The sequence below is a fragment of the Malaciobacter canalis genome (assembly GCF_008000835.1).
GTDB classification, from domain to species: domain Bacteria; phylum Campylobacterota; class Campylobacteria; order Campylobacterales; family Arcobacteraceae; genus Malaciobacter; species Malaciobacter canalis.
The window spans coordinates 2,048,784-2,071,714 of record NZ_CP042812.1 but is presented as its reverse complement, the minus strand read 5'-3'; the positions used below and the strand labels follow the sequence as shown (position 1 = coordinate 2,071,714).

The 22,931-nt window shown below is 28.5% G+C and carries 15 protein-coding genes, 2 rRNA genes and 1 pseudogene; 14 read left to right on the top strand and 4 right to left on the bottom strand.

Annotated elements, in window-relative coordinates:
• The first annotated feature begins 197 nt into the window (after positions 1–197).
• From ACAN_RS10285 to ACAN_RS10265, 5 genes are all read left to right on the top strand, one after another.
• A 23S ribosomal RNA gene (locus ACAN_RS10285) occupies positions 198–3,119 on the top strand.
• 117 nt (positions 3,120–3,236) lie between these two features.
• Positions 3,237–3,352: ribosomal RNA gene (rrf, locus tag ACAN_RS10280) — 5S ribosomal RNA — on the top strand.
• Positions 3,353–3,563: 211 nt separating this feature from the next.
• Positions 3,564–4,100, top strand: coding sequence for a hypothetical protein (locus ACAN_RS10275; protein ID WP_099334488.1), 537 nt, complete (start codon positions 3,564–3,566; stop codon positions 4,098–4,100).
• Between the two features lie 170 nt (positions 4,101–4,270).
• Positions 4,271–5,386: a metallophosphoesterase family protein gene (locus ACAN_RS10270; protein ID WP_099334487.1), complete on the top strand. Its 1,116-nt coding sequence runs from the start codon at positions 4,271–4,273 to the stop codon at positions 5,384–5,386.
• A complete protein-coding gene (locus tag ACAN_RS10265) occupies positions 5,370–7,742 on the top strand; it encodes an AAA family ATPase (protein ID WP_228150638.1) in 2,373 nt (790 codons plus the stop codon). The genes ACAN_RS10270 and ACAN_RS10265 overlap by 17 nt, the downstream gene beginning before the upstream one ends.
• 155 nt (positions 7,743–7,897) lie before the next feature.
• On the opposite strand, the pseudogene ACAN_RS10260 reads toward ACAN_RS10265, so the two are convergent.
• Positions 7,898–10,132 (bottom strand): annotated as a pseudogene (locus tag ACAN_RS10260) (methyl-accepting chemotaxis protein); the annotation flags it as partial.
• A 147-nt stretch (positions 10,133–10,279) separates the two neighbouring features.
• Between ACAN_RS10260 and dbpA the strand changes: the two are divergent.
• Positions 10,280–11,650, top strand: a complete 1,371-nt coding sequence (dbpA, locus tag ACAN_RS10255; protein ID WP_322863385.1) for an ATP-dependent RNA helicase DbpA — start codon at positions 10,280–10,282, stop codon at positions 11,648–11,650.
• Here dbpA and ACAN_RS10250 read toward each other — a convergent pair whose 3' ends face one another.
• On the bottom strand, positions 11,651–11,848 hold the full coding sequence (locus ACAN_RS10250; RefSeq protein WP_079577787.1) for an SHOCT domain-containing protein: 198 nt from the start codon (positions 11,846–11,848) through the stop codon (positions 11,651–11,653).
• A gap of 171 nt (positions 11,849–12,019) precedes the next feature.
• On the opposite strand from ACAN_RS10250, the gene ribA reads away from it, so the two are divergent.
• The 6 genes from ribA to ACAN_RS10220 all read left to right on the top strand — a co-directional run bounded on the left by ribA (position 12,020) and on the right by ACAN_RS10220 (position 19,145).
• Complete coding sequence (ribA, locus tag ACAN_RS10245) at positions 12,020–12,595, top strand: GTP cyclohydrolase II (RefSeq protein ID WP_079577788.1); 576 nt, start codon at positions 12,020–12,022, stop codon at positions 12,593–12,595.
• Positions 12,596–12,661: 66 nt separating this feature from the next.
• Positions 12,662–14,803, top strand: a complete 2,142-nt coding sequence (locus tag ACAN_RS10240; RefSeq protein WP_165773063.1) for a methyl-accepting chemotaxis protein — start codon at positions 12,662–12,664, stop codon at positions 14,801–14,803.
• 110 nt (positions 14,804–14,913) lie between these two features.
• A complete protein-coding gene (locus ACAN_RS10235) occupies positions 14,914–15,939 on the top strand; it encodes a cytochrome-c peroxidase (RefSeq protein WP_099334483.1) in 1,026 nt (341 codons plus the stop codon).
• A 337-nt stretch (positions 15,940–16,276) separates the two neighbouring features.
• Positions 16,277–17,278: a TRAP transporter substrate-binding protein DctP gene (gene dctP, locus ACAN_RS10230; protein ID WP_099334482.1), complete on the top strand. Its 1,002-nt coding sequence runs from the start codon at positions 16,277–16,279 to the stop codon at positions 17,276–17,278.
• A gap of 4 nt (positions 17,279–17,282) precedes the next feature.
• On the top strand, positions 17,283–17,846 hold the full coding sequence (locus ACAN_RS10225; protein WP_099334481.1) for a TRAP transporter small permease: 564 nt from the start codon (positions 17,283–17,285) through the stop codon (positions 17,844–17,846).
• Between the two features lie 15 nt (positions 17,847–17,861).
• Positions 17,862–19,145 (top strand): TRAP transporter large permease, encoded by a 1,284-nt coding sequence (locus ACAN_RS10220; protein WP_079577793.1) that lies wholly within the window; start codon positions 17,862–17,864, stop codon positions 19,143–19,145.
• 27 nt (positions 19,146–19,172) lie between these two features.
• Here the strand turns inward: ACAN_RS10220 and ACAN_RS10215 are convergent, their stop codons facing one another.
• Positions 19,173–20,669, bottom strand: coding sequence for an HD domain-containing protein (locus ACAN_RS10215; RefSeq protein WP_228150637.1), 1,497 nt, complete (start codon positions 20,667–20,669; stop codon positions 19,173–19,175).
• 327 nt (positions 20,670–20,996) lie between these two features.
• Here ACAN_RS10215 and ACAN_RS10210 point away from each other — a divergent pair, with 327 nt between their 5' ends.
• The gene (locus ACAN_RS10210; RefSeq protein WP_099311355.1) at positions 20,997–21,125 is read left to right on the top strand and encodes a FeoB-associated Cys-rich membrane protein; all 129 of its coding nucleotides are present in this window, start codon (positions 20,997–20,999) and stop codon (positions 21,123–21,125) included.
• An 11-nt stretch (positions 21,126–21,136) separates the two neighbouring features.
• Here ACAN_RS10210 and ACAN_RS10205 read toward each other — a convergent pair whose 3' ends face one another.
• On the bottom strand, positions 21,137–22,513 hold the full coding sequence (locus ACAN_RS10205; protein ID WP_099334479.1) for a PhoH family protein: 1,377 nt from the start codon (positions 22,511–22,513) through the stop codon (positions 21,137–21,139).
• Between the two features lie 85 nt (positions 22,514–22,598).
• Here ACAN_RS10205 and ACAN_RS10200 point away from each other — a divergent pair, with 85 nt between their 5' ends.
• Positions 22,599–22,931 carry a hypothetical protein gene (locus ACAN_RS10200; RefSeq protein ID WP_099334478.1) on the top strand — a complete coding sequence of 111 codons (333 nt, stop codon included), beginning with the start codon at positions 22,599–22,601 and terminating at the stop codon, positions 22,929–22,931.

Below are 22,931 nucleotides of genomic sequence, written 5' to 3'. Positions count from 1 at the left end.
GGATTTATATTTAATTTTTTCAGAGATGAGAAGATTAAAGAAGTTATTTAAAAATATAATGTTAAAGTCAAAAATTTTTCTAAGAAAAGAAAGCAATTTCAAGAAAGAAAAGAAGAACACAACTATTTTATTAAATTTAATAAGATAGTAGCCAAGGAATAATTATCAAAAAAGGTTAGAGTAAGATCTAATTAAAAAAATAAGCTATTAAGGGCTAATGGTGGATGCCTAGACTGTAAGAGGCGAAGAAGGACGTACTAGACTGCGAAAAGTCACGAGGAGCTGTCAAGAAGCATTGATTCGTGAATATCCGAATGGGACAACCCAATATATAGAGATATATATTACCCAGAAATGGGGGCTAACGTGGTGAAGTGAAACATCTCAGTAACCATAGGAAGAGAAATCAAAAGAGATTCCCAAAGTAGCGGCGAGCGAAATGGGAGAAGGGCAAACCCTATGCTTGCATAGGGGGTTGAAGGACCATAATATGAGACTAAAGATAATAGTAGAAATATCTGGAAAGGTATAGCAAAGAGGGTGAAACTCCTGTATACGAAATTATCAATAGCTCTAATGGTATCCTGAGTAGGACGGAACACGTGATATTTTGTCTGAATCCGGGGGGACCACCCTCCAACCCTAAATACTACTTACAGATCGATAGTGAACAAGTACCGTGAGGGAAAGGTGAAAAGTACTCCAGCGAGGAGAGTGAAATAGAACCTGAAACCATTAGCTTACAATCATTCAGAGCCCTATGTGAATTTATTCACAGGGTGATGGACTGCCTTTTGCATAATGAGCCTGCGAGTTGTGGTATCTGGCAAGGTTAAGTCAAGTACGAAGCCGTAGCGAAAGCGAGTCTTAAAAGGCGAATTAGTCAGATGCTGCAGACCCGAAACGAAGTGATCTATCCATGGGCAGGTTGAAGCTGGTGTAAGAGCCAGTGGAGGACCGAACCGATGGGCGTTGAAAAGCCCCCGGATGACCTGTGGATAGGGGTGAAAGGCCAATCAAACTTCGTGATAGCTGGTTCTCTCCGAAATATATTTAGGTATAGCCTCTAGTAGTAGCATGTAGGGGTAGAGCACTGAATGGGCTAGGGCTGCTTACCGCGGTACCAAACCCTATCAAACTTCGAATACTACATGTGTAAGCTAGGGAGTCAGGCGTAGGGTGATAAAATCCTATGTCGAGAGGGGAACAACCCAGACTAACAGCTAAGGTCCCAAAGTTACATCTAAGTGGAAAACGATGTGGAGTTACTGTGACAACCAGGAGGTTGGCTTAGAAGCAGCCATCCTTTAAAGAAAGCGTAACAGCTCACTGGTCTAGTGATTCTGCGCGGAAAATATAACGGGGCTAAGATGTACACCGAAGCTTTAGATTCATAATTTATTATGAGTGGTAGGAGAGCGTTCTATTCAGCGTCGAAGCTGTACCGGTAAGGAGCAGTGGAGCGGATAGAAGTGAGCATGCAGGCATGAGTAGCGATAATTAAGGTGAGAATCCTTAACGCCGAAAACCCAAGGTTTCCTACGCGATGCTCGTCATCGTAGGGTTAGTCGGGTCCTAAGTCGAGTCCGAAAGGGGTAGACGATGGGAAATTGGTTAATATTCCAATACCAACAATTAAGCGCGATGTGGGGACGCATAGAGTTAATCGAGCTCACTGATGGAATAGTGGGTCGAAGGACGTAGGTTGTAATTTAGGTAAATCCGGATTACAAGAGACCGAGATCTGATAGGCTGAACAATCTCTTCGGAGAGCGTTTAGAATCGATGATACTGTCGTGCCAAGAAAAGCCACTAAGTATATTAATTGTTGCCCGTACCGTAAACCGACACAGGTAGGTGGGATGAGTATTCTAAGGCGCGTGGAAGAACCCTGGTTAAGGAACTCTGCAAACTAGCACCGTATCTTCGGTATAAGGTGTGCCTACTTTGGTATAGAGATTTACTCTCAAAAGCCTAAGAGGTTGCAACAAAGAGTCCCTCCCGACTGTTTACCAAAAACACAGCACTTTGCTAACACGTAAGTGGATGTATAAGGTGTGACGCCTGCCCGGTGCTCGAAGGTTAATTGATGATGTAAGCGTAAGCGAAGCATTTGATCGAAGCCCGAGTAAACGGCGGCCGTAACTATAACGGTCCTAAGGTAGCGAAATTCCTTGTCGGTTAAATACCGACCTGCATGAATGGCGTAACGAGATGGGAGCTGTCTCAACCAGGGATCCAGTGAAATTGTAGTGGAGGTGAAAATTCCTCCTACCCGCGGAAAGACGGAAAGACCCCGTGCACCTTTACTACAGCTTGACACTGTAGCTTGGATATTCATGTGCAGGATAGGTGGGAGGCTTTGATTACTAGACGCAAGTAGAGTATGAGCCATCCTTGAGATACCACCCTTGAATATTTGAGTTACTAACTGCGTACAATAAACTTGTATCAGGACAATGTCTGGTGGGTAGTTTGACTGGGGCGGTCGCCTCCTAAAAAGTAACGGAGGCTTACAAAGGTTAGTTCAAGGCGGATGGAAATCGCCTGATGAGTATAATGGCATAAACTAGCTTGACTGTGAGAGAGACAACTCGAGCAGAGACGAAAGTCGGTCATAGTGATCCGGTGGTTCTGAGTGGAAGGGCCATCGCTCAAAGGATAAAAGGTACGCCGGGGATAACAGGCTGATCTCCCCCAAGAGCTCACATCGACGGGGAGGTTTGGCACCTCGATGTCGGCTCATCGCATCCTGGGGCTGGAGCAGGTCCCAAGGGTATGGCTGTTCGCCATTTAAAGCGGTACGCGAGCTGGGTTCAGAACGTCGTGAGACAGTTCGGTCCCTATCTTCCGTGGGCGTAGGAAAGTTGAGAAGATTTGTCCCTAGTACGAGAGGACCGGGATGAACGTACCACTGGTGTACCAATTGTTCTGCCAAGAGCATCGTTGGGTAGCTACGTACGGATGAGATAAGAGCTGAAAGCATCTAAGCTCGAAGCCAACTTCAAGATGAACTTTCCCTGAAGATCCCAGTAAGACTAACTGGTTGATAGGCTAGATGTGTAAGCATAGAGATATGTTTAGCTGACTAGTACTAATAGATCGTTCGGCTTATTATTATACTTGGTTTACTATCTTATTAAGTTTACTAAAGTTGTGTTCAAAGAGACTTTAACATTAATATACTCAAAATATGAGTATAGAGTGAATAATAAAATTCATTGTATACTCATATTGCTGGTGGATATAGCGAAGTGGAAATACCCAGATCCATACCGAACCTGGAAGTCAAGCACTTCTGCGCTGATAATACTGCACCTTTCAGGTGTGGAAACGTAGGCCTCTGCCAGCTCTTGAGTTTTTACAAGCCCTTATCTATTTTAACTTATTTAAGTTATCTTAGTTATGGGCTTTTTTTTTGCCTTTTTTTTACTTTATACATTTACTTATTTTATTCCTTTATAATTTTCTTATAGACTTGCCTTTATTCTTATATTATTGAACGATTAACATCATATTAAAATTTAGTAGATATAATATCTAATATTTTATAAGGAAAAATAATGAGTGATAGACTACATGAAATTATTGGTCAAATTGGTATATTTCATAATGAATTTATTAAAAGTAATAAGATTAAAGATGTTGATATTATATTAGATGAACTAGCAAATGAAGAGGAAGATTTATTAAATCATTATTGTAAACTTTTATTACAATATTATTTTCAAGAAAATGATATAGAAAATGTGAAAAAATTGCTTTTAGCAGGCTATAAGTTTGATATAAAAATGGATGATGTTCAAGCTGCATTTTGTAATATAAAGTCTGGAAAAGAAAATGTTATTGAGTTTCTAGATGAAAGCATTGTTTTTTTAAAAGATACAAATTTTGAAAAACCTTTAGAGCAGATGTATAAATACTATAATTCAAATGAAGAGAATAAAGCCAATTTAGAACATGCTATTTCTGTTATTCAAAAGAATAGATATGTTTGTTCATATGCTTATAAAAATCAAAATAAGAAGTATGCAAAACTATTTTTAAATGAAGGTTTACTTGAGAGTTTAAAAAGAGATTTGCCTTATTTATTGAAATAATACTTATATAAGCAATGTTGCTATTAAAGCTAGGTATAGTCCAATAACTATTACTAATAAAGCTGAAAAACTTAACATAATATACCTTTTTATTTAAAAGGTATATTATATTTTTAATAAGTAAAATTATTGTGACTTTTTACTTTAATTTTATATTGAATGGATAAATTTTGAAGATTATACATTTTAGTGATACCCATTTAGGTTTTAATGATTTAGATATATTAAATAGTGATGGTATAAATCAACGTGAAGCTGATTTTTATAAAGCATTTGATGATATAGTTCAAAGTATTATTAAGATTAAACCTGATTATATTATTCATACAGGGGATTTATTTCATAGAAGTAGTCCAAGTAATAGAGCAATTGCGTTTGCACTAGATAAATTTGCATACTTAAATAATTTGAATATACCTATAATTTTAATTGCAGGAAACCATTCTACTCCAAGAACTATAAGCTCAAAACCTATTCTTTCAATATTTGATAATTTTACCAATATTTACTGTGCTTACTCATGTAAATATGAATCTTTTGAATTTGATAATATTATATTTCATACTATTCCTCATTTAAATGAGGAAAATGCCATTTATAATGAACTTGATAAGTTAGAATCTTCTATTAACAAGTATAAAAAAAATATTATGATGTTACATTGTAGTGTTGGAGCATCATATTTGATGAGTGAGTTTGGAGAGTTTGTTTATCCTAAAGATAAAGAGTATATTTTTCAGAAAATGGATTATGTTGCTCTTGGACATTGGCATGGATTTTCAAAAGTTGGAAAATATGAGAATGTATTTTATAGTGGAAGTAGTGAAAGGACTTCTTTAAATGATAAAAGAAATAATAAGGGATTTATTTTAGTAAAGTTAAATAATAGTTTAGAGGTTGATTTTAAACATATTTCAATTAGACCTTTTTATAGCTTTGAGATTGATGGAAATGATTTTGAGAAAGAGCTAAACTTAATTGATAAATCAAATCTTAGTGGAGCAATTATACAAGTTATAATAAAAAATCTAACAGCTTTAAAATCAATAGATATCTCAAATCTTCAAATAAAAGAGTATTTTACTAATTGTTTACAAGTTCTTGTCAAAAGAGAGTTTATAAAAGAAGAAAATTTCAAAGTTGATGATATACAAGCAATATCTTTAAAAGAGTATTTTACTGAGTTTTTAGAAGAGTATTGTGCAAAAGATGAATATGAAAGATTGAAATCTAAATCAGATGAACTTTTTGCCAAGTATGAGGAAAGTTATGATGATATTAACTAAACTTAGTTTGAAAAACTTCAAGAAATATAAAAATTTTGAAATAGACATTTATGATGGACTTACTGGAATAATTGGAAAAAATGGAAGCGGAAAATCAACTATTTTTGAAGCAATATTATTTGCATTGTATGGGGAGCTTAAATCAAAAGGTTCAAAAGAGCTAATTAAAAATGTAAGAGCAAATAGTAAAGATGAATTAATTGTTTTACTTGAATTTGAGTTTGATAATCTTGATTATAAGGTAGTAAGAGAGTTTAGAGGAAAAAATTTAAATGCAATTGCAAAACTTTATAAAAATGATGAATTAATTGTAAATGGTGCAAAAGATGTAACTAGGTATATTATTAATATGACAAAAATGACAAAAGATGCATTTTTAAATACACTATTTGCTTCACAAAAAGAGTTAACAAGTCTTAGTAGTTTAGATAATGAACATCGCAAAAAGATGATAAGAAAGCTTTTAGGATTAGAAAAAATTGATCAAATTGAGAAGTTTTTAAAAGAAAGCATTTCAGATTTAAATAAAGAGATAAAGAGTTTTTCTTCTTTTTTATTAAATATTGAGCAAGTAGATGAATATGAAACACATATTAAAAGTTATCAAGAGTCATTAAAAATACTAAAAGAGAAAATCAATTTAAGAGAAGAACAAAAACAAAAACTTATAGATGAAGAGAAATCAATTAAAGAACAGCTAATTCGTTTTGAGAAGATAAAAGAACAAAAAAATGATTATCAAAATAAAATTAAACTATTTGAATCAAAATTAGAATCAATAATAAAAAATATAAATGAACTGCAAACTCAAAAAACTCAATTAGAAGCAAAAAAAGAAGAGTATAAAATAAAAAAAATTGTGAAAAATGAGTATGAAAAAATAGTAAATAACTTAAAACAACAAGATAATTTAAAAGAAAAATATTTAAAAAAAATCGGACTTATAAAAGAAAGAGATGAGTTAAGACTTGCATATAAAAAACAAAAAGATGAGATTAAGTTTTTAGAAGAAGAAATAGTAAATGTTAATTCTGTGCAATTAGAACAAAAAGAGCTAAAAGATAAAATAAAGTTGTATCAAAAACAGCTACAAGATAAAAAGATTGATGAACGAGAGCTTAGGGATAAAATAGCAGGAGAACAAAATCTAATTAAAGATACTAAATCAAAGATTCAAACTATTCAAAGTTTAGGTAAAAACTCTAAATGTCCTACTTGTACTAGAGAACTATTAGATGATTATGATAAGGTTTTAAATTCATTATATGAGCTAATAGAAAAAACTTATGAAAAAAATATTTATATTTATGAATCTAAATTAGAAGAATTAAATAAAAGAATTGAAATAAAACAAGATGAGTATGACAAAGCTGTATTAAAAGAGAAAGAGATTCATTCAAAATTAAATATTTTAAATGAAAGAAAAAAAGATTTATTAAAAAGTAAATCATATTTAAATGATATAGAAACAAGAGGAAAAGGAAATAACGAAGCTATTGAAAGACTTCAAGAATATGTATATGATAAAAAACTACATGAAGATATGATTGAAAAGTTTCAAAATTTAAAAGTTGAATATGAATATTTAATAAGTTTAGAAGCACAAATGCAAGGTGAAAATAAACTACTAATCTCTTTAAAAGAGACATCAAAAGAAAAAGAGTCTTTAGTTTTAAAAATAAGTCAATTGAAAAATGATGAAAAAGAGATATTATATGATGAGAATACTCATATTTTATTGAAAAAAAATTTAGATGAAACTCTTAGAAAAAAAGATGATTTAACAGAATTGCTTTATAATAAAAAACTTCAAGAATCAAAGATTAATGGTGAGATAAATAGTATAAATAACAGATTAAAAGAGAATGAAGAGCAAAAAATAAAACTTCAAGTTAAGATTGAAGATTTAAATGATTATACAAAATTAAAACTATCAATGGCTGAGTTTAAAACAAATATTAATTCAAAAATTGCTCCAAAAATATCTCAAATTGCATCAAATATGTATTCTAAAATTACAAAAGGTAAATATCAATTTATAGAAGTTTCAAATGATTTTGATTTTTATATTTATGATGATGGGAAAAAATACCCAATTGAAAGATTTAGTGGTGGAGAGGTTGATTTAGCAAATTTAGTTTTACGAATTGCAATTTCAAAAACATTAATGGAGTTAAATGGAAGCTCTCAAATTGGATTTTTAGCATTTGATGAAGTTTTTGGAAGTCAAGATGAAACTAGAAGATTGGAAATACTTGAGGCTTTTCATACAATAAAAGAGCAATATAGACAGATATTTTTAATCAGTCATGAAACAGAAATTAAAGAGATGTTTGAAAGATTAATTGAACTATAGAAGTAGATAATCTACTTCTATAGGAAGCATTAGAAACTTTCCCAATCATCATTTGATGTATTATCTGAAAATTGGTTATTGTTTTTTATTCTCTTTTTTGTTTTAGAGTTTTCTTTAGTTTGAAAGTTGTGATTTGTTCTATTTTCTTCTTTTTCTATTTTGATACTATTTTTTCCATCAAAATCTTTTGCATCTGCATGTTCAATAATCATATTTGATATTTCAAGAGTTTTTTTAGCAATAACATCAGCTTGTGAAGCATTTTGAGCATTCTCTTGTGTTATCTTATCTAAGTTATTTACTGCATCATTTATTTGAATCATACCTGTTGATTGCTCTTTACTAGCAGTTGTAACATTATCTATTAAGTCTAAAGTTTTAGTAATATTCTCATTTAACTCTTCATAACCTGTAATCATATTATCAGCAACTTTTTTACCTTCAGTTGTTTTTTGTTGTGCTTGTTCAACTAAATCTTTAATTTGTTTTGCTGCTTCTGCACTTCTGTTTGCAAGATTTCTTACTTCTTGAGCAACAACTGCAAATCCTTTTCCAGCTTCACCTGCTGTTGAAGCTTCAACAGCAGCATTTAAAGATAGAATATTTGTTTGAAATGAGATTTGATCAATTACTGTAATTGCTTCTGTAATTGCATTCGTTTGATTATTTATATCTTCCATAGAGCTAGCTGTGCTGTTTGCTAATTCTCTTCCAGAAGATACAGAGTATTTAACTTTTTCACCATAACTAGCCATTTGAACAGTTGTTTCTGTGTTATTTTTAATATTTGATGTTATCTCTTCTAAACTTGCTGCTGTTTCTTCAAGTGATGTTGCTTGGCTATTTGCAGCATTTGCAATTTGATCCATGTTTAAAGTTAGTGTATTTGCACTTTGATTAAGAATTAAGCCTGTTTTTTTATTCTCTATTAATGTCTCTGTAATTACATCTCTTAAAATATTTACATCATCTTCAAGCTCTTTTATTATACCCTCAAGATTATTATCTTCAAGTTTTGGTTTAAAATCTAATTTTGAATATGAATTAAGAACTGTCATAATATTTTCAAAGTTAGAATTTAATGTTTCAAGCATCTGATTTATAATATTTTTTAATTCACTTAATGCAGGATTGTTCGAGTCTTCTGAAATTCTTGTATCTAAATGACCTTTATTAATCTTATTTGCAACTTCAATTGTATTTGCAATCAATCTTTTATCAGCTTGAATATTTGCTTTTGTTTTATTGATATTTTCATTGATAAGCTTAGACATCATTCCTAACTCATCTTTTGAATCAACAACTTCAAGATTTATATCATCTTTTTCAAAGTTAATAAAAGCAAAAAAGTCTGTTAATCCTTTTCTTACTAGATCAACATCTATTAATATTGTAAATGCAATAGTTCTTGCTAAAATTAGAGTAAGTAAAACACCAATTGCACTTAAAATACCAAAAAGTATCATTTCATATTTAGCATCACTCATCTCATTATTAATTGTTTCAATTAAATGTTCAGCTAAGAAATTTTCTACTTTTTTTAATAAATTAATTTTTTTAGTAATTGTATCAAACCAATAGGCTGCATCTACTCCAAAATTTGAATCTTTTTGACTATAAAGTGCAGTATTCCTCATCTTATTTACTTCTTCAACAGCTTCTCCTCTTACAGTTTGTGCATAAAAGTTTTTTGCTAAGGTGTCAGAAACTTTTAAAAATGAATCCATGTAAGAGTTTTGTGCTGCTATAAGATTGTAAAACTTTGCTTTCATTCCAGGTCCAAAATTGTCCCTTGCAAAAGTATTTGTTCCAACAGCCCTTTCAATCCCAGCTCTCTCTTTTGAAAGTAAAAAGTTCATGTATGCAATCAAGTCTTGTGAAACTTTGGCATTGCTTGAAAGTTTTGTAATACTACTAATAGTATTTAAAAGCATGGCATTTGTGTTTGTATAATAGCCTATTGCATCAGAAGTTTTTATTTGTAAATTTGTAACTTCTGATCTAATCTTTGATAATCTTGTAAGATTTTGTAAACTATTTTCAAGATTACTTCTAAACTCTTCAGAGTAGTTATTTTCATTAAAGTTTGATAAAAAAGCTTTTATATCTTGAAGCTTATTATCTGTTAGATTTCGTTGACTTGGAAGCTTATTTTGAAACTTTGTTCCTTTACTTCCTAAATAACCAGCTGTCATACCTCTCTCTTTTTGAGTTTCATGTACTAAAGCACCTATTTTTGTAGAAAGTATAATAACTTTATCTAATTGCTTTAAGTTATCATTATATTTATATGAGTCATAACCTAATTTTGCTGCTAGTAGAATAACTACGCATAAAGGTATTGACATTATTAATATAAGCTTTTGCTTTATCGACATTTTAGAAAGCATTGTGACCCCTTTTTGACACTTTATTGTTTTTTTAATGTTGCCTATTCTTTTATTATTAATTAGAATATATAAATATTGCTTAATAGCTTTTTAATTTTTTGTTTACTATTTTGCAAAATATGTTATAATACTAATTAAAAAGGTTTCATTATCTCAACATTTAATTCTCTTAATATTTCTAAAGAACTTTTAGAAAATCTTAACTCTTTAGAGTTTAAAAATATGACTAAAATTCAAGAAAAAACTCTTCCTTTATTACTTAATAATAGTGATGTAATAGCACAAGCAAAAACAGGTAGTGGAAAAACCATATCTTTTAGTATTCCTCTTGTTGAAAAGTTAGAAGTAAAAAAGTTTACAATTCAATCAATGGTGATTTGCCCAACAAGAGAGCTAGCAAATCAAGTTGCACAAGAGATTAAAAAACTTTGTAGGCATATTCATAATGTAAAAGTTTTAACTTTATGTGGAGGAGTTCCTTTTAAGCCACAAGCAGCTTCATTAAAACATAAAGCGCATATTGTAGTTGGAACTCCTGGAAGATTATTAAAACATATTAGTGAAAATAATATAGAATTAGAAAATATTAAGACATTAGTTTTAGATGAAGCTGACAAAATGCTTGATATGGGATTTTATGAAGATGTGATTTCAATAGTTAATGAATTGCCAAAAGATAATAGACAAACTTCATTATTTTCTGCAACTTTTGAAGAAAATATAAAAGTTTTAGCAAAAGACATTTTAAATAATCCAATATTTATACAAGATGATGATATACACTCAAATCAAAAAATTACGCAAGTTTTTTATAAGATTGCACAAGCTTCAAAAACTTCACTTATTCCTTCTTTAATCTCATCAAATAAAGCAAGTTCTGTTTTGATTTTTTGTAATAGAAAAGTAACTTGTGAAGAGTTAGCAGATGAAATATTTGAATTAGGCTTTGATTGTGTTGTTTTAAACAGTGATTTAGATCAAAAGCAAAGAGATGAAACTATTGTACTTTTTTCAAATAAATCTTATCCTATTATGATTGCAACAGATGTTGCTTCAAGGGGATTAAATATTGATGATATTGATTTAGTTATAAACTATGATGTAGCAAAAGATGAAAAGGTCCATACCCATAGAATTGGAAGAACTGCTAGAGCACAAGCAAAGGGTAAAGCAATTACTTTATATACCAATGAATATGAAATTGAAGAAATAAAAGAGCTTTATAATGATATTGAATTTAGTTCAATACAAAATTTAGAAGATGATTTATCTTATAATTTAATGCCAGAATATAGAACTTTATATATTAGTGGTGGCAAAAAAAATAAATTAAGAGCTGGTGATATTGTTGGTGCATTGATTCATCAAGTAGGTTTAAAAAGTGAGGATATTGGTAATATTGATATTTTTACATTTCACTCTTATGTTGCAATAAAAAAAGAGTATGAATTAAAAGTCTTAAAAGAATTAAATAACAATAAAATCAAAGGTAAAAAATATCAAGTCTATAAAAGGTAATTACTTTTTATAGCTTGATTTTTTTAAGTCTTCATACTCTTCTTTGCTTATTTCACCTTTTATATATCTTTGTTTTAATTTTTCTAGATTTTCTTGTTTCTTTTTTCTTTTTTTTGAAAAAACAATAATAAATATTACTAAAAAAATAAAAAACACAGCTAAATAATAACTAGAGTGCATAAACCCATGTGCATACATCAATAATCCTTTTTTTAATTATATACTAATAATCTAAAAATTTTGTCTATTTGACATATTAGCAAAAAAGTTTAAACTAAAGAATAAAATATTAATTATGCAACTTAGTTGCACTTAAGAAAAAAGTTATATAATTCAAAAAAAACTATTATAAATATAAAGAAGATTATTATGGATATAAAAACATCAAATATAGCAAATTTACCTAGCAAACATGGAAAATTTAGAATAAAAGCTTATAAACAAGACAATCAAGAACATCTTGTAATTATGTCAAGAGATTTTGAAAAAATAGAGTCTCCTTATGTAAGAATACATTCAGAATGCTTAACTGGGGATACCTTAGGTAGTTTAAAGTGTGATTGTCAAAATCAACTTGAGTTAGCATTGAAATTTATAGGTGAAAAGGGTGGCTTGATTATTTATCATAGACAAGAGGGTAGAAATATTGGTTTATTAAATAAAGTAAATGCTTATGCTTTACAAGATAAAGGAAGAGATACCGTTCAAGCAAACTTAGAACTTGGTTTTAAAGAAGATGAAAGAGATTATAGTGTTGTTGATTTTATTTTTAAAGATTTAAATATTAAATCAATAAAATTAATAACAAATAATCCTAAGAAAATAGAGTATGTTGAATCTTTAGGTGTAAAAATTACCCAAAGAATATCAGCAATAACAAAATCAAATGTATACAATGAAAATTATTTAAATACAAAGAAGGAGTATTTTGGGCATTTTTTATGATTATATTGTAATCAACTTGTAATAATATTTTGGCAAAATCTGCCAATATTAATGTCAAGGAAAAAAATGAAAAATCTTTCTGTTAAATTAAAGCTATCAATATCAACAATTATAGCAGTGGTTGGACTTACTGCTATTACTTTGTTGATGTTTTTAGCAATTTCTAATGTAAGTAATATTAATAAAGCTTCCCAAGATATAGAAATTCTTCAATCAAAAATGTTAAAATTAAGAATTAATGAGAAAAACTTTTTAAATAGTTTAAATATAAATTTTGCGCAAGAGTTATTAAAAGATTATAAGGAATTAGTTAATCATACAAATAATCTTAATAGTTTGCTTGTTTCAAATTCTATTAGCACAAAACAAATTGATAATTTTTTAGAATCTTTAAAAGAGTATAAAACTATTTTTGAAAAAGTAGTAAGCAAACAAAAAGAGATTGGACTAAATCACAAAGATGGCTTGTATGGAAGTTTAAGGAATACAGTTCATAAAGTTCAAAAAATTGGTGATGAGGTAGGTTATCAAACTATGAATGTTAAACTTCTTGAATTAAGAAGACATGAAAAAGATTTTATGTTAAGAAAAGATAAATCTTATGTGGATAAGTTTAATTTAACAATTAGAAAATTAAGATTTGTTGTAAGAAGTAATAAAACACACATTAATAAAGAACAAAAAAAACAGATATATTCAAGCTTAAAAAAATATAGAGAAGATTTTTTAGCATTGGTTCAAGCTGAAGAGATTAAAGGACTTTCTAATAATGAAGGACTTTTAAAAGATATGAAAGATATAGTTTTAAAAAGTGAAGAAATACTTAAAACAGCTGTAAATGAAGTTTTGACTCAATCTAAATCAAAGGTTAATAAACTTAAAACTTTTGCTTTTGTATTAGCTTCTGTTATGATAATACTTTGCCTTTTCTCTTCTTATTATATTGCTAATCAAGTTATTTCTAATATTAATAAATTTCATAAAGGTTTAGTTGGATTTTTCAGTTTTTTAAATAATCATCAAAATAAAAGTGTTGATGAAATAAAGATTGATTCAAATGATGAATTTGGAAGTATGGCTAGGATTATTAATGAAAATATTCAAAATACAAAAGAGAATATAAAAAAAGAATCAGAATTAATTGCTGATACAACAAATGTTGCAAATATGATAAAACAAGGACATTTAAGTAAGAAAATATCTGTTAGTTCAAATAATGAAACATTAAATGAGCTAAAAGATGTAATTAATCAAATGTTAGAAAATATGAGACAAAATATTTTAACAATAATGAATGTTCTTGGTAGTTATAGAGATTATGATTATACTAAATTTGTTGATTCTTCGAAAATGCAAGGAAGTATGGAAAAATTAGCACAAGATGTAAATAGTGTAGGGCATACAATAACTCAAATGCTAAAAGATAGTAGAAAAACAGGAATTTATTTAGAAAATGATTCTAATTCTTTAACACAATATGTAAATGCATTATCACAAATTTCAACTCAACAAGCTGCTAGTTTAGAAGAGACAGCTGCTGCAATAGAAGAAGTTACTACAAATATCGAAAATACAACAAAACAATCAATAAAAATGTCAAAAATCTCAAATGAAACTAAACAAGCAGCCTTAAATGGTAAAAATATGGCATCTAAAACAGTTAAATCTATGGAAGATATAAATGAAACAGTAACTAATATAAATGAAGCAATAACTGTAATAGATCAAATAGCATTTCAAACAAATATTCTAAGTTTAAATGCAGCAGTAGAAGCTGCAACTGCTGGTGAAGCTGGAAAAGGATTTGCAGTTGTTGCTCAAGAAGTACGAAATCTTGCTAGTAGAAGTGCACAAGCTGCTAAAGAGATTAAAGAATTAGTTGAAAATGCAACTTTAAAAACAAATGATGGGAAAACTATTAGTAATGAAATGATTAAAGATTTTGAAAAACTTGAATTAAAAATATCTGAAACAACACAATTAGTTGAAGATGTTTCAAAAACATCAAAAGAGCAAAGTGAAGTTATGGTACAAATTAATTCAACAATGTCAGAATTAGATAGAAATACTCAAGAAAATGCAAAAACAGCAGAAAATACAAATATAATAGCGCAAAAAACAAATAAACTAGCAATCAAAGCATTAAAAGCAACTGATGATAAACTTTTTGAGGGAAAAGATGAAATTGTAGCAAAAAATATTTATTAGACTTAAAAAATATTTAATAAAATAAAATAGTACAAAAAATTTATACAATTAATTTTCAATTAATAATAATTATCCTATAATTAAAATTATTTTAATATAAGGGGAATGAGATGAAGTTAAGTAAGACTTTAAGTATCTTTGCATTAAGTGCAAGTGTTATGTTTGCAAGTAGTTCTTTAGTAACAAAAGCACAAAATAGTGGTTTAAAAGCAATACCACAAAGTCAATTAGAATTATTAAAGCTAATTGATGATAAAAATGATCCAATTACTGATGAAAAAGTAGAGTTGGGTAAAAAACTATATTTTGATCCACGAATTTCGAAAAGTGGAATTATTTCATGTAATACATGTCATAACCTAGGATTAGGTGGTGCTGATGGTGTTCCAGCTGCTGTTGGTCATAAATGGACTGCAAATCCTCACCACTTAAACTCTCCAACAGTTTATAACTCAGTATTTTTTGATGCACAATTTTGGGATGGAAGAAGTGCACATCTAGCTGATCAAGCTCAAGGTCCAGTTCAAGCAGGTCCAGAAATGGCAGCTCCAAAAGGTTTAGTTGAAAAAAGAATCAATTCAATACCTGAATATATAGAAGAGTTTAAAAAAGCATATGGAGATAATGTAAAAATTGATTTTGAAAAAATCACATCAACAATTGCAATCTTTGAGAAGATTTTAGTAACTCCTTCAAGATTTGATGACTTTATGAATGGAAAATCAGATGCATTAAGTAAAGCTGAGAAAAAAGGTTTAAATACTTTTATTGATAAAGGTTGTGCTTCTTGTCACAATGGAATAGCACTTGGTGGGACAATGCAACCATTTGAAACTGTAGCTAAGTATTCATTTGCAAAAGCTGGAGATTTTAAAGGTGATAAAAATGGAATGGCAAAAACTCCTACTTTAAGAAATGTTACAGAAACAGCTCCATATTTTCATAATGGACAAGTTTGGTCTTTAAGTAAAGCAGTTAAAGAGATGGGTTCTACTCAATTAGGAGTAAAAATCTCAGATAGTGAAGCAAAAGAGATTGTGACTTTCTTAAAAGCATTAAAAGGAAGAAAACCTGTAGTTACTTATCCACAATTACCTGAATCAACTCTTGATACTCCAAGACCTGATTTTAACTAAAAATATTATATCTCTTTAGGTTCTAACCTAAAGGGATAATTTCTAAATAATTTAAATTATCTACTAAATATCCTATTTTTATGTTACTTTTTTTATAAATTTAAAAATTTACAATTTTACTGTCATTTTTTTACTATAAAGTGCAATTTTTGGTACTCAATGCGTGTAAAAATTACACAAAATGTGTAAAAAATGATTTGTAATTAAGAAAAAAGTTATCATAAACATGTTAAATTTTTATAAGATTGATATAATATGCAATAAGTGTTGTATCTTGTATTTAGTGAATTTTATTGTTTACTTTAAAATCATTTAAGATAAATTTAGGAGAAATACAATGAAAAACAAGTTTATTAAAGGGCTATTAGTTAGTAGTATCTTAGCCGTATCTACACAAGCTGCTACATGGAAGTATGCTATTGAAGAGAGTATAACTGATGTACAAGGAGTTTATGCAACTAAATTCAAAGAATACATTGAAAAAAATTCTGATAATAAGATCAAAATTTATCCTTATGGAACACTTGGTGAGTCTGTAGATGTAATGGAACAAGCTCAAGCTGGTATTTTAGAGTTTGTTGATCAATCACCTGGTTTTACAGGAACACTAATTCCAGAAGCACAAGCATTTTTACTTCCTTATGTTTTCCCTGAAAATAGTAAAGCAATTGATAACTTTTTTAAAAATTCAAAAGCTATTAATGAGATGTTTCCTAAGCTTTATGCAAAACAAGGTTTAGAACTTTTAAAAATGTTTCCAGAGGGTGCTGTTTCTATTACAACACAAGAACCTTTTACTAAACCTGAGGACTTAAATGGTAAAAAAATTCGTGTAATGACTTCACCATTATTAGTTGAAACTTATAAAGAGTTTGGTGCAGTTCCAACGCCTTTGGCTTGGGGTGAGGTTTATGGTTCACTACAAACAAAGATTATTGATGGTCAAGAAAATCCAATGTTTTGGATTGAGTCTGCAAAACTTTATGAAGTATCAGAAGTTATAACTGATATAGGACATAATATCTTTACAACAGCTGTAATGGCAAACAAGAGATTTTTTGATTCACTTTCTAAAGAGAATAAAAAGTTAGTTAAAAATGCAAGTGAATATGCATTTAATTATATTTTAGATTATCAAAAAAGTATAATCAAAAAAGCAAAAGAAAAAATCAAAAAAGATAAACCATCAATTAAATTTGTAACTTTAACAGATAAACAAAGAGAGCCATTTAGAAAAGGTGCTCAAAATGTTTATAAAAAATTTGTTGAGTTAACTGGAAAAAGTGGTGAAAAAATATTAAATCAAATGCTTGAAGATTTAAAAGAGGCTTCTAAGTAATATTATGGATTATTATAGGAAAGCTTCTAAAACCTTTCAAAATCTACTTGATTTAGTAGATAATAGCTTAAGTAAGATAGAATCTATCTTGCTTGGCACAGGTGTTCTTTTAATGGCAGCTAATACGATTATTAATGTTATTGGAAGATTTGTTTTTGACCACAGTTTTTTCTTTAGTGGTGAATTAAATAGAATTTTAATTGTTCTGATTACTTTTGCAGGTATTGGATATGCTGCAAGAAAAGGAAGACATATTAGAATGTCTGCTCTTTACGACGCTTTACCAAAGAAACTTCGAAAAGTGTTTATGATTTTTATTACACTTTGTACTTCAATAGTTATGTTTGGACTTTTTTATTTTTCATTGGGATATATTGATAAACTAATGGATTCAGGAAGAATTTTACCTGCTTTACAAATACCTGTATATATAACATATGTTTGGGTTCCAGTAGGTTTTTTTGTTACGGGCGTTCAATATTTTTTAACAACAATAAAAAATTTGATACAAAAAGATGATGTATATTTATCAACAGAAGTAATTGATGAATATCATGATGTTGATTAGAAGTGGGAGAATAAAATGGCTTTATTAATTTTTTCAGTTATGTTGGTTCTTCTACTACTTGGTTTTCCAATGATTGTACCTTTAGTTGCTGGAACTTTTGTTGGATTTTTAGAAATTTTTGGGGATGTTAGCAAAATGGAGTTTGTAATACAGCAGTTTCTAGCAGGTATTAAGCCAGCTTCTTTAGTTGCTGTTCCTATGTTTATTTTTGCAGCTGATATTATGACAAGAGGTCAATCAGCAAATAGATTGATTGATATGGTTATGAAGTTTATTGGACATATAAAAGGTGGTTTAGCTGTTAGTACATCAACAGCATGTACTCTTTTTGGTGCAGTATCAGGCTCAACACAAGCTACTGTTGTAGCTGTTGGTTCTCCTTTACGACCTAAGATGTTAAAATCTGGATATAAAGACTCATTTATTCTAGCTTTAATTATTAATTCTAGTGATATTGCTTTTTTAATTCCTCCTAGTATTGGAATGATTATTTATGGAGTTATTTCAGAAACTTCAATTGCAGAGTTATTTATTGCAGGAATTGGTCCTGGACTTTTAATACTTGTACTTTTCTCAATTTATAGTGTAATCTATGCTGTTATAAATGATGTTCCAACAGAACCAAAGGCAAGTGCTGCCCAGAGGTTAAAAGCTGTAAGAGATGCTCTTTGGCCACTTGGATTTCCTGTTATTATAGTTGGTGGTATTTATGGTGGTATTTTTAGTCCAACAGAAGCAGCTTCTGTTTGTGTTTTATATGCTTTAATTTTAGAAGGTTTAGTATTTAAAACAATGGGCTTTAAAGATATTTTTGATACTGCAAAATCAACAGGACTTATTACAGGAGTTGTATTTATATTAGTTGCAGCTGGAGCTGCATTTTCATGGGTTATATCATTTGCTCAAATTCCTCAAGAGTTATTAGCTTCAATAGGAATTAGTGAAATGGGACCTAAGCAGATTTTATTTGTAATTTCACTTGCATTTTTTGTAGGGTGTATGTTTGTTGATCCTATTGTTGTAATACTAATTCTTGTACCAATTTTTGCACCAGTTGTAAAAGAAGTAGGACTTGACCCTGTTTTAGTTGGTACTTTAGTTACTCTGCAAGTAGCAATAGGTTCTGCAACCCCACCTTTTGGTTGTGATATTTTTACAGCAATTGCTGTATTTAAAAGACCTTATATTGAAGTTATTAGAGGTACTTTACCTTTTGTATTGATACTATTTTTTGTAACTGCATTACTTATCTTTTTCCCTCAAATTGCACTTTTTTTAAGAGATTTAGCTTTTAAATAATAAAATAGACTTCAAAAGAAGTCTATTTTATTCGCTAAAGATATTAAATAAAATTGATTTTAATTCTTCTTTCATCTGTTTAGTTAAATATTTTTTATTGATATAAATATAAAATGGAACAGTATTTCTCATAGAGTGTTTAAGTCTTTTTCTAAGTGTAGATACTTCATCTATATTTACTAATTCATCACCATCATAAAAACAAAAATCTTTTTCAACTCCTAAACTAAAAGATACAATTTTATATGTTAAAAAGGCTTCTTTTTTTTCAACTTCCCATTTATTTACAAAACAATCAAGAGCTTTTTGTAGTTTTTTCATTCTAAAATCTGTTATATATCCAAAACTTTCTCTAAATTTGTATCTTTCTACTGTTGTAAAATCCAATACTTTATAAAATTCATTTAAGTTTTTCCAAGGACTTGAAAATACTCTTTTGCCAAAAAGAACCTCTTCAAAACAGTATAAATATTTTTGATCTCTTCTTGTTAAGTTTTTACTATTTTTGATTTTAAAGTATTCATCTTTAAAAAGACTAATTAACCAATTTTCATCAAGTAAACTTACTGTATCTAAGCTATTTGATATCTCTTTTTCATCTAAAAATTTCCAAAGCATAGAAATAGAGTGTGAAAGTTTTTCAATCTTTTGCTCACTATTAAAGTAATTATCTGATAAATATTGTACAACATTTTCTAAAACTGCATCTGTTTTTGCAATGCCATGGTTATAGATTACTTTTTTATAAAGATTGAATCTAAGTTCTAGCATATGTTCGATATCAATCAATGACATATCTAAAAAACTAAGTACAAATTTATCATATTTTTTTACTAAGATTGTCTGTTTTGTAATTCTAATATGATCAATTGGACCAGTTATATAACCACTTGATAACATATCTCTATTTATGTAATCTAATCTATCAGAATCAACAGTTCCATCAATATATTTATGTAATACAGCAAAATCAAAACCATTATAATTTTTATCTTCAAGTATATATTTTGCAACTATTTTTAGAAGTTGTATATAATCTTTATTTGAACTTTTTTTTACAAGTTTTGTAAGTTCAAAGTCAAAAAGTAAATCTAAAAGTTTTTTTCCTATTGCTTCATGTAAAACTAAAGTTGAGTTATTAGTAATATCTTCATAAACTCTTTTAAACTCTTTTTCTTTTTCAAGTAAAGTATCTTTTTCTAAAATCTTTATATAGACTTTTTTTAAAGCATGTTCTACTTGGTGAGAAAAGGGTAAGTGTCCTACATCATGAAGTAATCCAACAATTCTCATTGTTTGAAGTAGTATTGTATACACTGCTCTTTGTGATTTTGATTTTGTAGGAATTGTAAATTGATATAGTGCTTTATTATCAAAATACTCTAAATCTTTTATTTGTAAATCTAATTTATTCTCTTTTATTATACTTTTTATTACTGCTTTTGCTTGTTTTAAAAACTCATCTTTGGTATCTTTATCTGCATTTAAAAGTGAGTTTTTAAACATAAATGAACTTAAATGCATTGTTCCTAAAGAGTGAATAAATCTTTTTGTTGTTATTGATGGATAAGAAAAGTATGCTAATGCATTTTGTGTAATAAATTGTAACCTGTTAACTATTTTAGTTTGTAATAGTTTATCTTCTAATTTAGTATATTCTATATGATTGTATATAGTATCATTTATTAATCTATTGTGTATTATTATAAATCCCTTTTGTTTTTTATTATTATATTTTTATCTAACAATAAAATTGCTTAATTATATATTATTACAAAAATTTATTGCATTATAATTACTAAAGTTAAAAAAGAGTATTATTTTAATAATGATTATTAATAAGGATATTAAATGACAACAGAAGATTATATTATTATTGGTATTGCAATTGCTTGCTTATTTTATTTATACAGAAAAACTTTTAAGAAAAAAGGTGATTGTGGTTGTGGCGGTGGTGGAAACTGCTCAAGTAAAAAATAGAGTTTTATACTCTATTTTTTATTTTTTTCAAAAATTCTTTCTGTAAATTCTGCGAATTTCCCTCTTACTGCTTTGTCTAATTCTATTGCAAACATATTTATCTCTTCATGTTTTTTTGATGTTTGTTTTAATAATGTGGTAAGTCCATTATTATATTTATTTAAATATAAATTATCTATTTGTCTATTAGAACCAATGACTATTGCCATACAAGATTCATCTAATCTACTTAAAATCAATTGACTTGTTTTTTCACTTGAATTTTGCCATTCATCCATGATTACTATTGAACTATTTAAAGTTCTTCCTCTTGCTTCTCCAGGCCATAATGTTTCTATGCAATATTTTGAAGTAAGTTCACTTATTTTTGATTCAATTGATTCTTTATTCTCTTTATTCTCATTTTTTCTTAGCTGTTTTTTTGCAATAAACTCTAATGTATCTGATAATGCCATATTATATATTCTAAATTTTTCATCATTTCCTGCTAAATATCCTATATCTGCACCTTTATCTAGGGATTCAATAGAGTTTCTTACATAAACTATCTTGTCATAAAAACCTAAATCTATTAGTCTCATTGCTGATACTACTGATATTAGTGTTTTACCACTTCCTGCTTTTGCATCAATTACAAGCAAATCATACATGTTTGATAAAATAGCCTTCATAAAAAGTTTTTGCTTTAAGTTTACAGGTTTAACATTTAAAGCTTTAAAATCAGACTCATTTAAAAGGTTTATTTTTTCATTTATTATAAGTGCAAATACTTTATTTCCATCATTACTTTCAAAGCAGTAAGAAAAGTTTTCATTGGTGTAATTTTCATCAATAGTTTTTATATCTACTTGTTCTAAGCTATTAAAGAAGGAAGAATCCAAGTTTATATATTTAATAAATTCAAAAGTGGGAACTGTTGATTTATCATCATGTAATGTTTCAGCTTTTAAACCTTTAAAAAGAGCAAATGTTCTAGCATAAACATCAAGTGAGACAAAAATAGTTTGGGCTCCTTTATAATACTCTTGGGCTAAAGCAGCTATTTCAATGATTCTTTTGTCATTGCTTTCACTTATGTGTGCTTGTTCAATTTGTGATTCATAGATATTTTTTGAAATAATATCTAAACTAATCTCTTTATTGAAAAGTTTTACTACTTTATATCCAGTTTTATAATCAACTTCTTTGATTTTCATTTTAGCTAGTAATCTAGCAAACTCTCTTGCATAAAAACCCAATTCATTAACTAATTTTTTCTTATCTTCAAGCTCTAATAAAACGGTTTCAGGAATTACAATTTTATTGCTTTTATTATCTGAAATTCTATTTAGATTTTGAATGTTTTGTAAGATAATATTAGTGTCTAGTACATATATTTTTTCTTTCATAAAATAATTGTAATCTTGCTTGGTTACATCTTAATAACACAAAAAGTAAAATTTGCTATAATTATTTTTATAATAAGGAAATCAAATGATAAAAAAAATAGTCTTATTGTTTTTATTACCTATTTTTGTGTATGCAATAAATGAAGCCGATGTAGATAAGGGGCAAACATATTATAAGTTTATACTCTATGAAAAACTTAATATAAGTGGTGAAGAGTTTACCAAACTTTATACACAAAAGCAATGGAGAGAGCTTTTTTCAAACAATAGTAAGAAGTTTAAAGAAAAGTTTTCAAATAATAGACAAATGAAAGAGTTTATGAAAACAGCAAAATTTGAGGAAATAGTTCCATACTTAAAAGCTTTTACTATTTACTATGCAAAAGATTCAAATGTAGTTGCACAGTGTGAAGAGTAG

Excerpts from the sequence above, each read along its gene's own strand:
- ACAN_RS10275 (WP_099334488.1), top strand. The coding sequence starts at position 3,564 with ATGAGTGATAGACTACATGAAATTATTGGTCAAATTGGTATATTTCAT.
- ACAN_RS10265 (WP_228150638.1), top strand. The coding sequence starts at position 5,370 with ATGATGATATTAACTAAACTTAGTTTGAAAAACTTCAAGAAATATAAA.
- ACAN_RS10250 (WP_079577787.1), bottom strand. The coding sequence starts at position 11,848 with ATGTATGCACATGGGTTTATGCACTCTAGTTATTATTTAGCTGTGTTT.
- ribA (WP_079577788.1), top strand. The coding sequence starts at position 12,020 with ATGGATATAAAAACATCAAATATAGCAAATTTACCTAGCAAACATGGA.
- ACAN_RS10240 (WP_165773063.1), top strand. The coding sequence starts at position 12,662 with ATGAAAAATCTTTCTGTTAAATTAAAGCTATCAATATCAACAATTATA.
- ACAN_RS10235 (WP_099334483.1), top strand. The coding sequence starts at position 14,914 with ATGAAGTTAAGTAAGACTTTAAGTATCTTTGCATTAAGTGCAAGTGTT.
- dctP (WP_099334482.1), top strand. The coding sequence starts at position 16,277 with ATGAAAAACAAGTTTATTAAAGGGCTATTAGTTAGTAGTATCTTAGCC.
- ACAN_RS10225 (WP_099334481.1), top strand. The coding sequence starts at position 17,283 with ATGGATTATTATAGGAAAGCTTCTAAAACCTTTCAAAATCTACTTGAT.
- ACAN_RS10220 (WP_079577793.1), top strand. The coding sequence starts at position 17,862 with ATGGCTTTATTAATTTTTTCAGTTATGTTGGTTCTTCTACTACTTGGT.
- ACAN_RS10215 (WP_228150637.1), bottom strand. The coding sequence starts at position 20,669 with ATGCATTTAAGTTCATTTATGTTTAAAAACTCACTTTTAAATGCAGAT.
- ACAN_RS10210 (WP_099311355.1), top strand. The coding sequence starts at position 20,997 with ATGACAACAGAAGATTATATTATTATTGGTATTGCAATTGCTTGCTTA.
- ACAN_RS10205 (WP_099334479.1), bottom strand. The coding sequence starts at position 22,513 with ATGAAAGAAAAAATATATGTACTAGACACTAATATTATCTTACAAAAC.
- ACAN_RS10200 (WP_099334478.1), top strand. The coding sequence starts at position 22,599 with ATGATAAAAAAAATAGTCTTATTGTTTTTATTACCTATTTTTGTGTAT.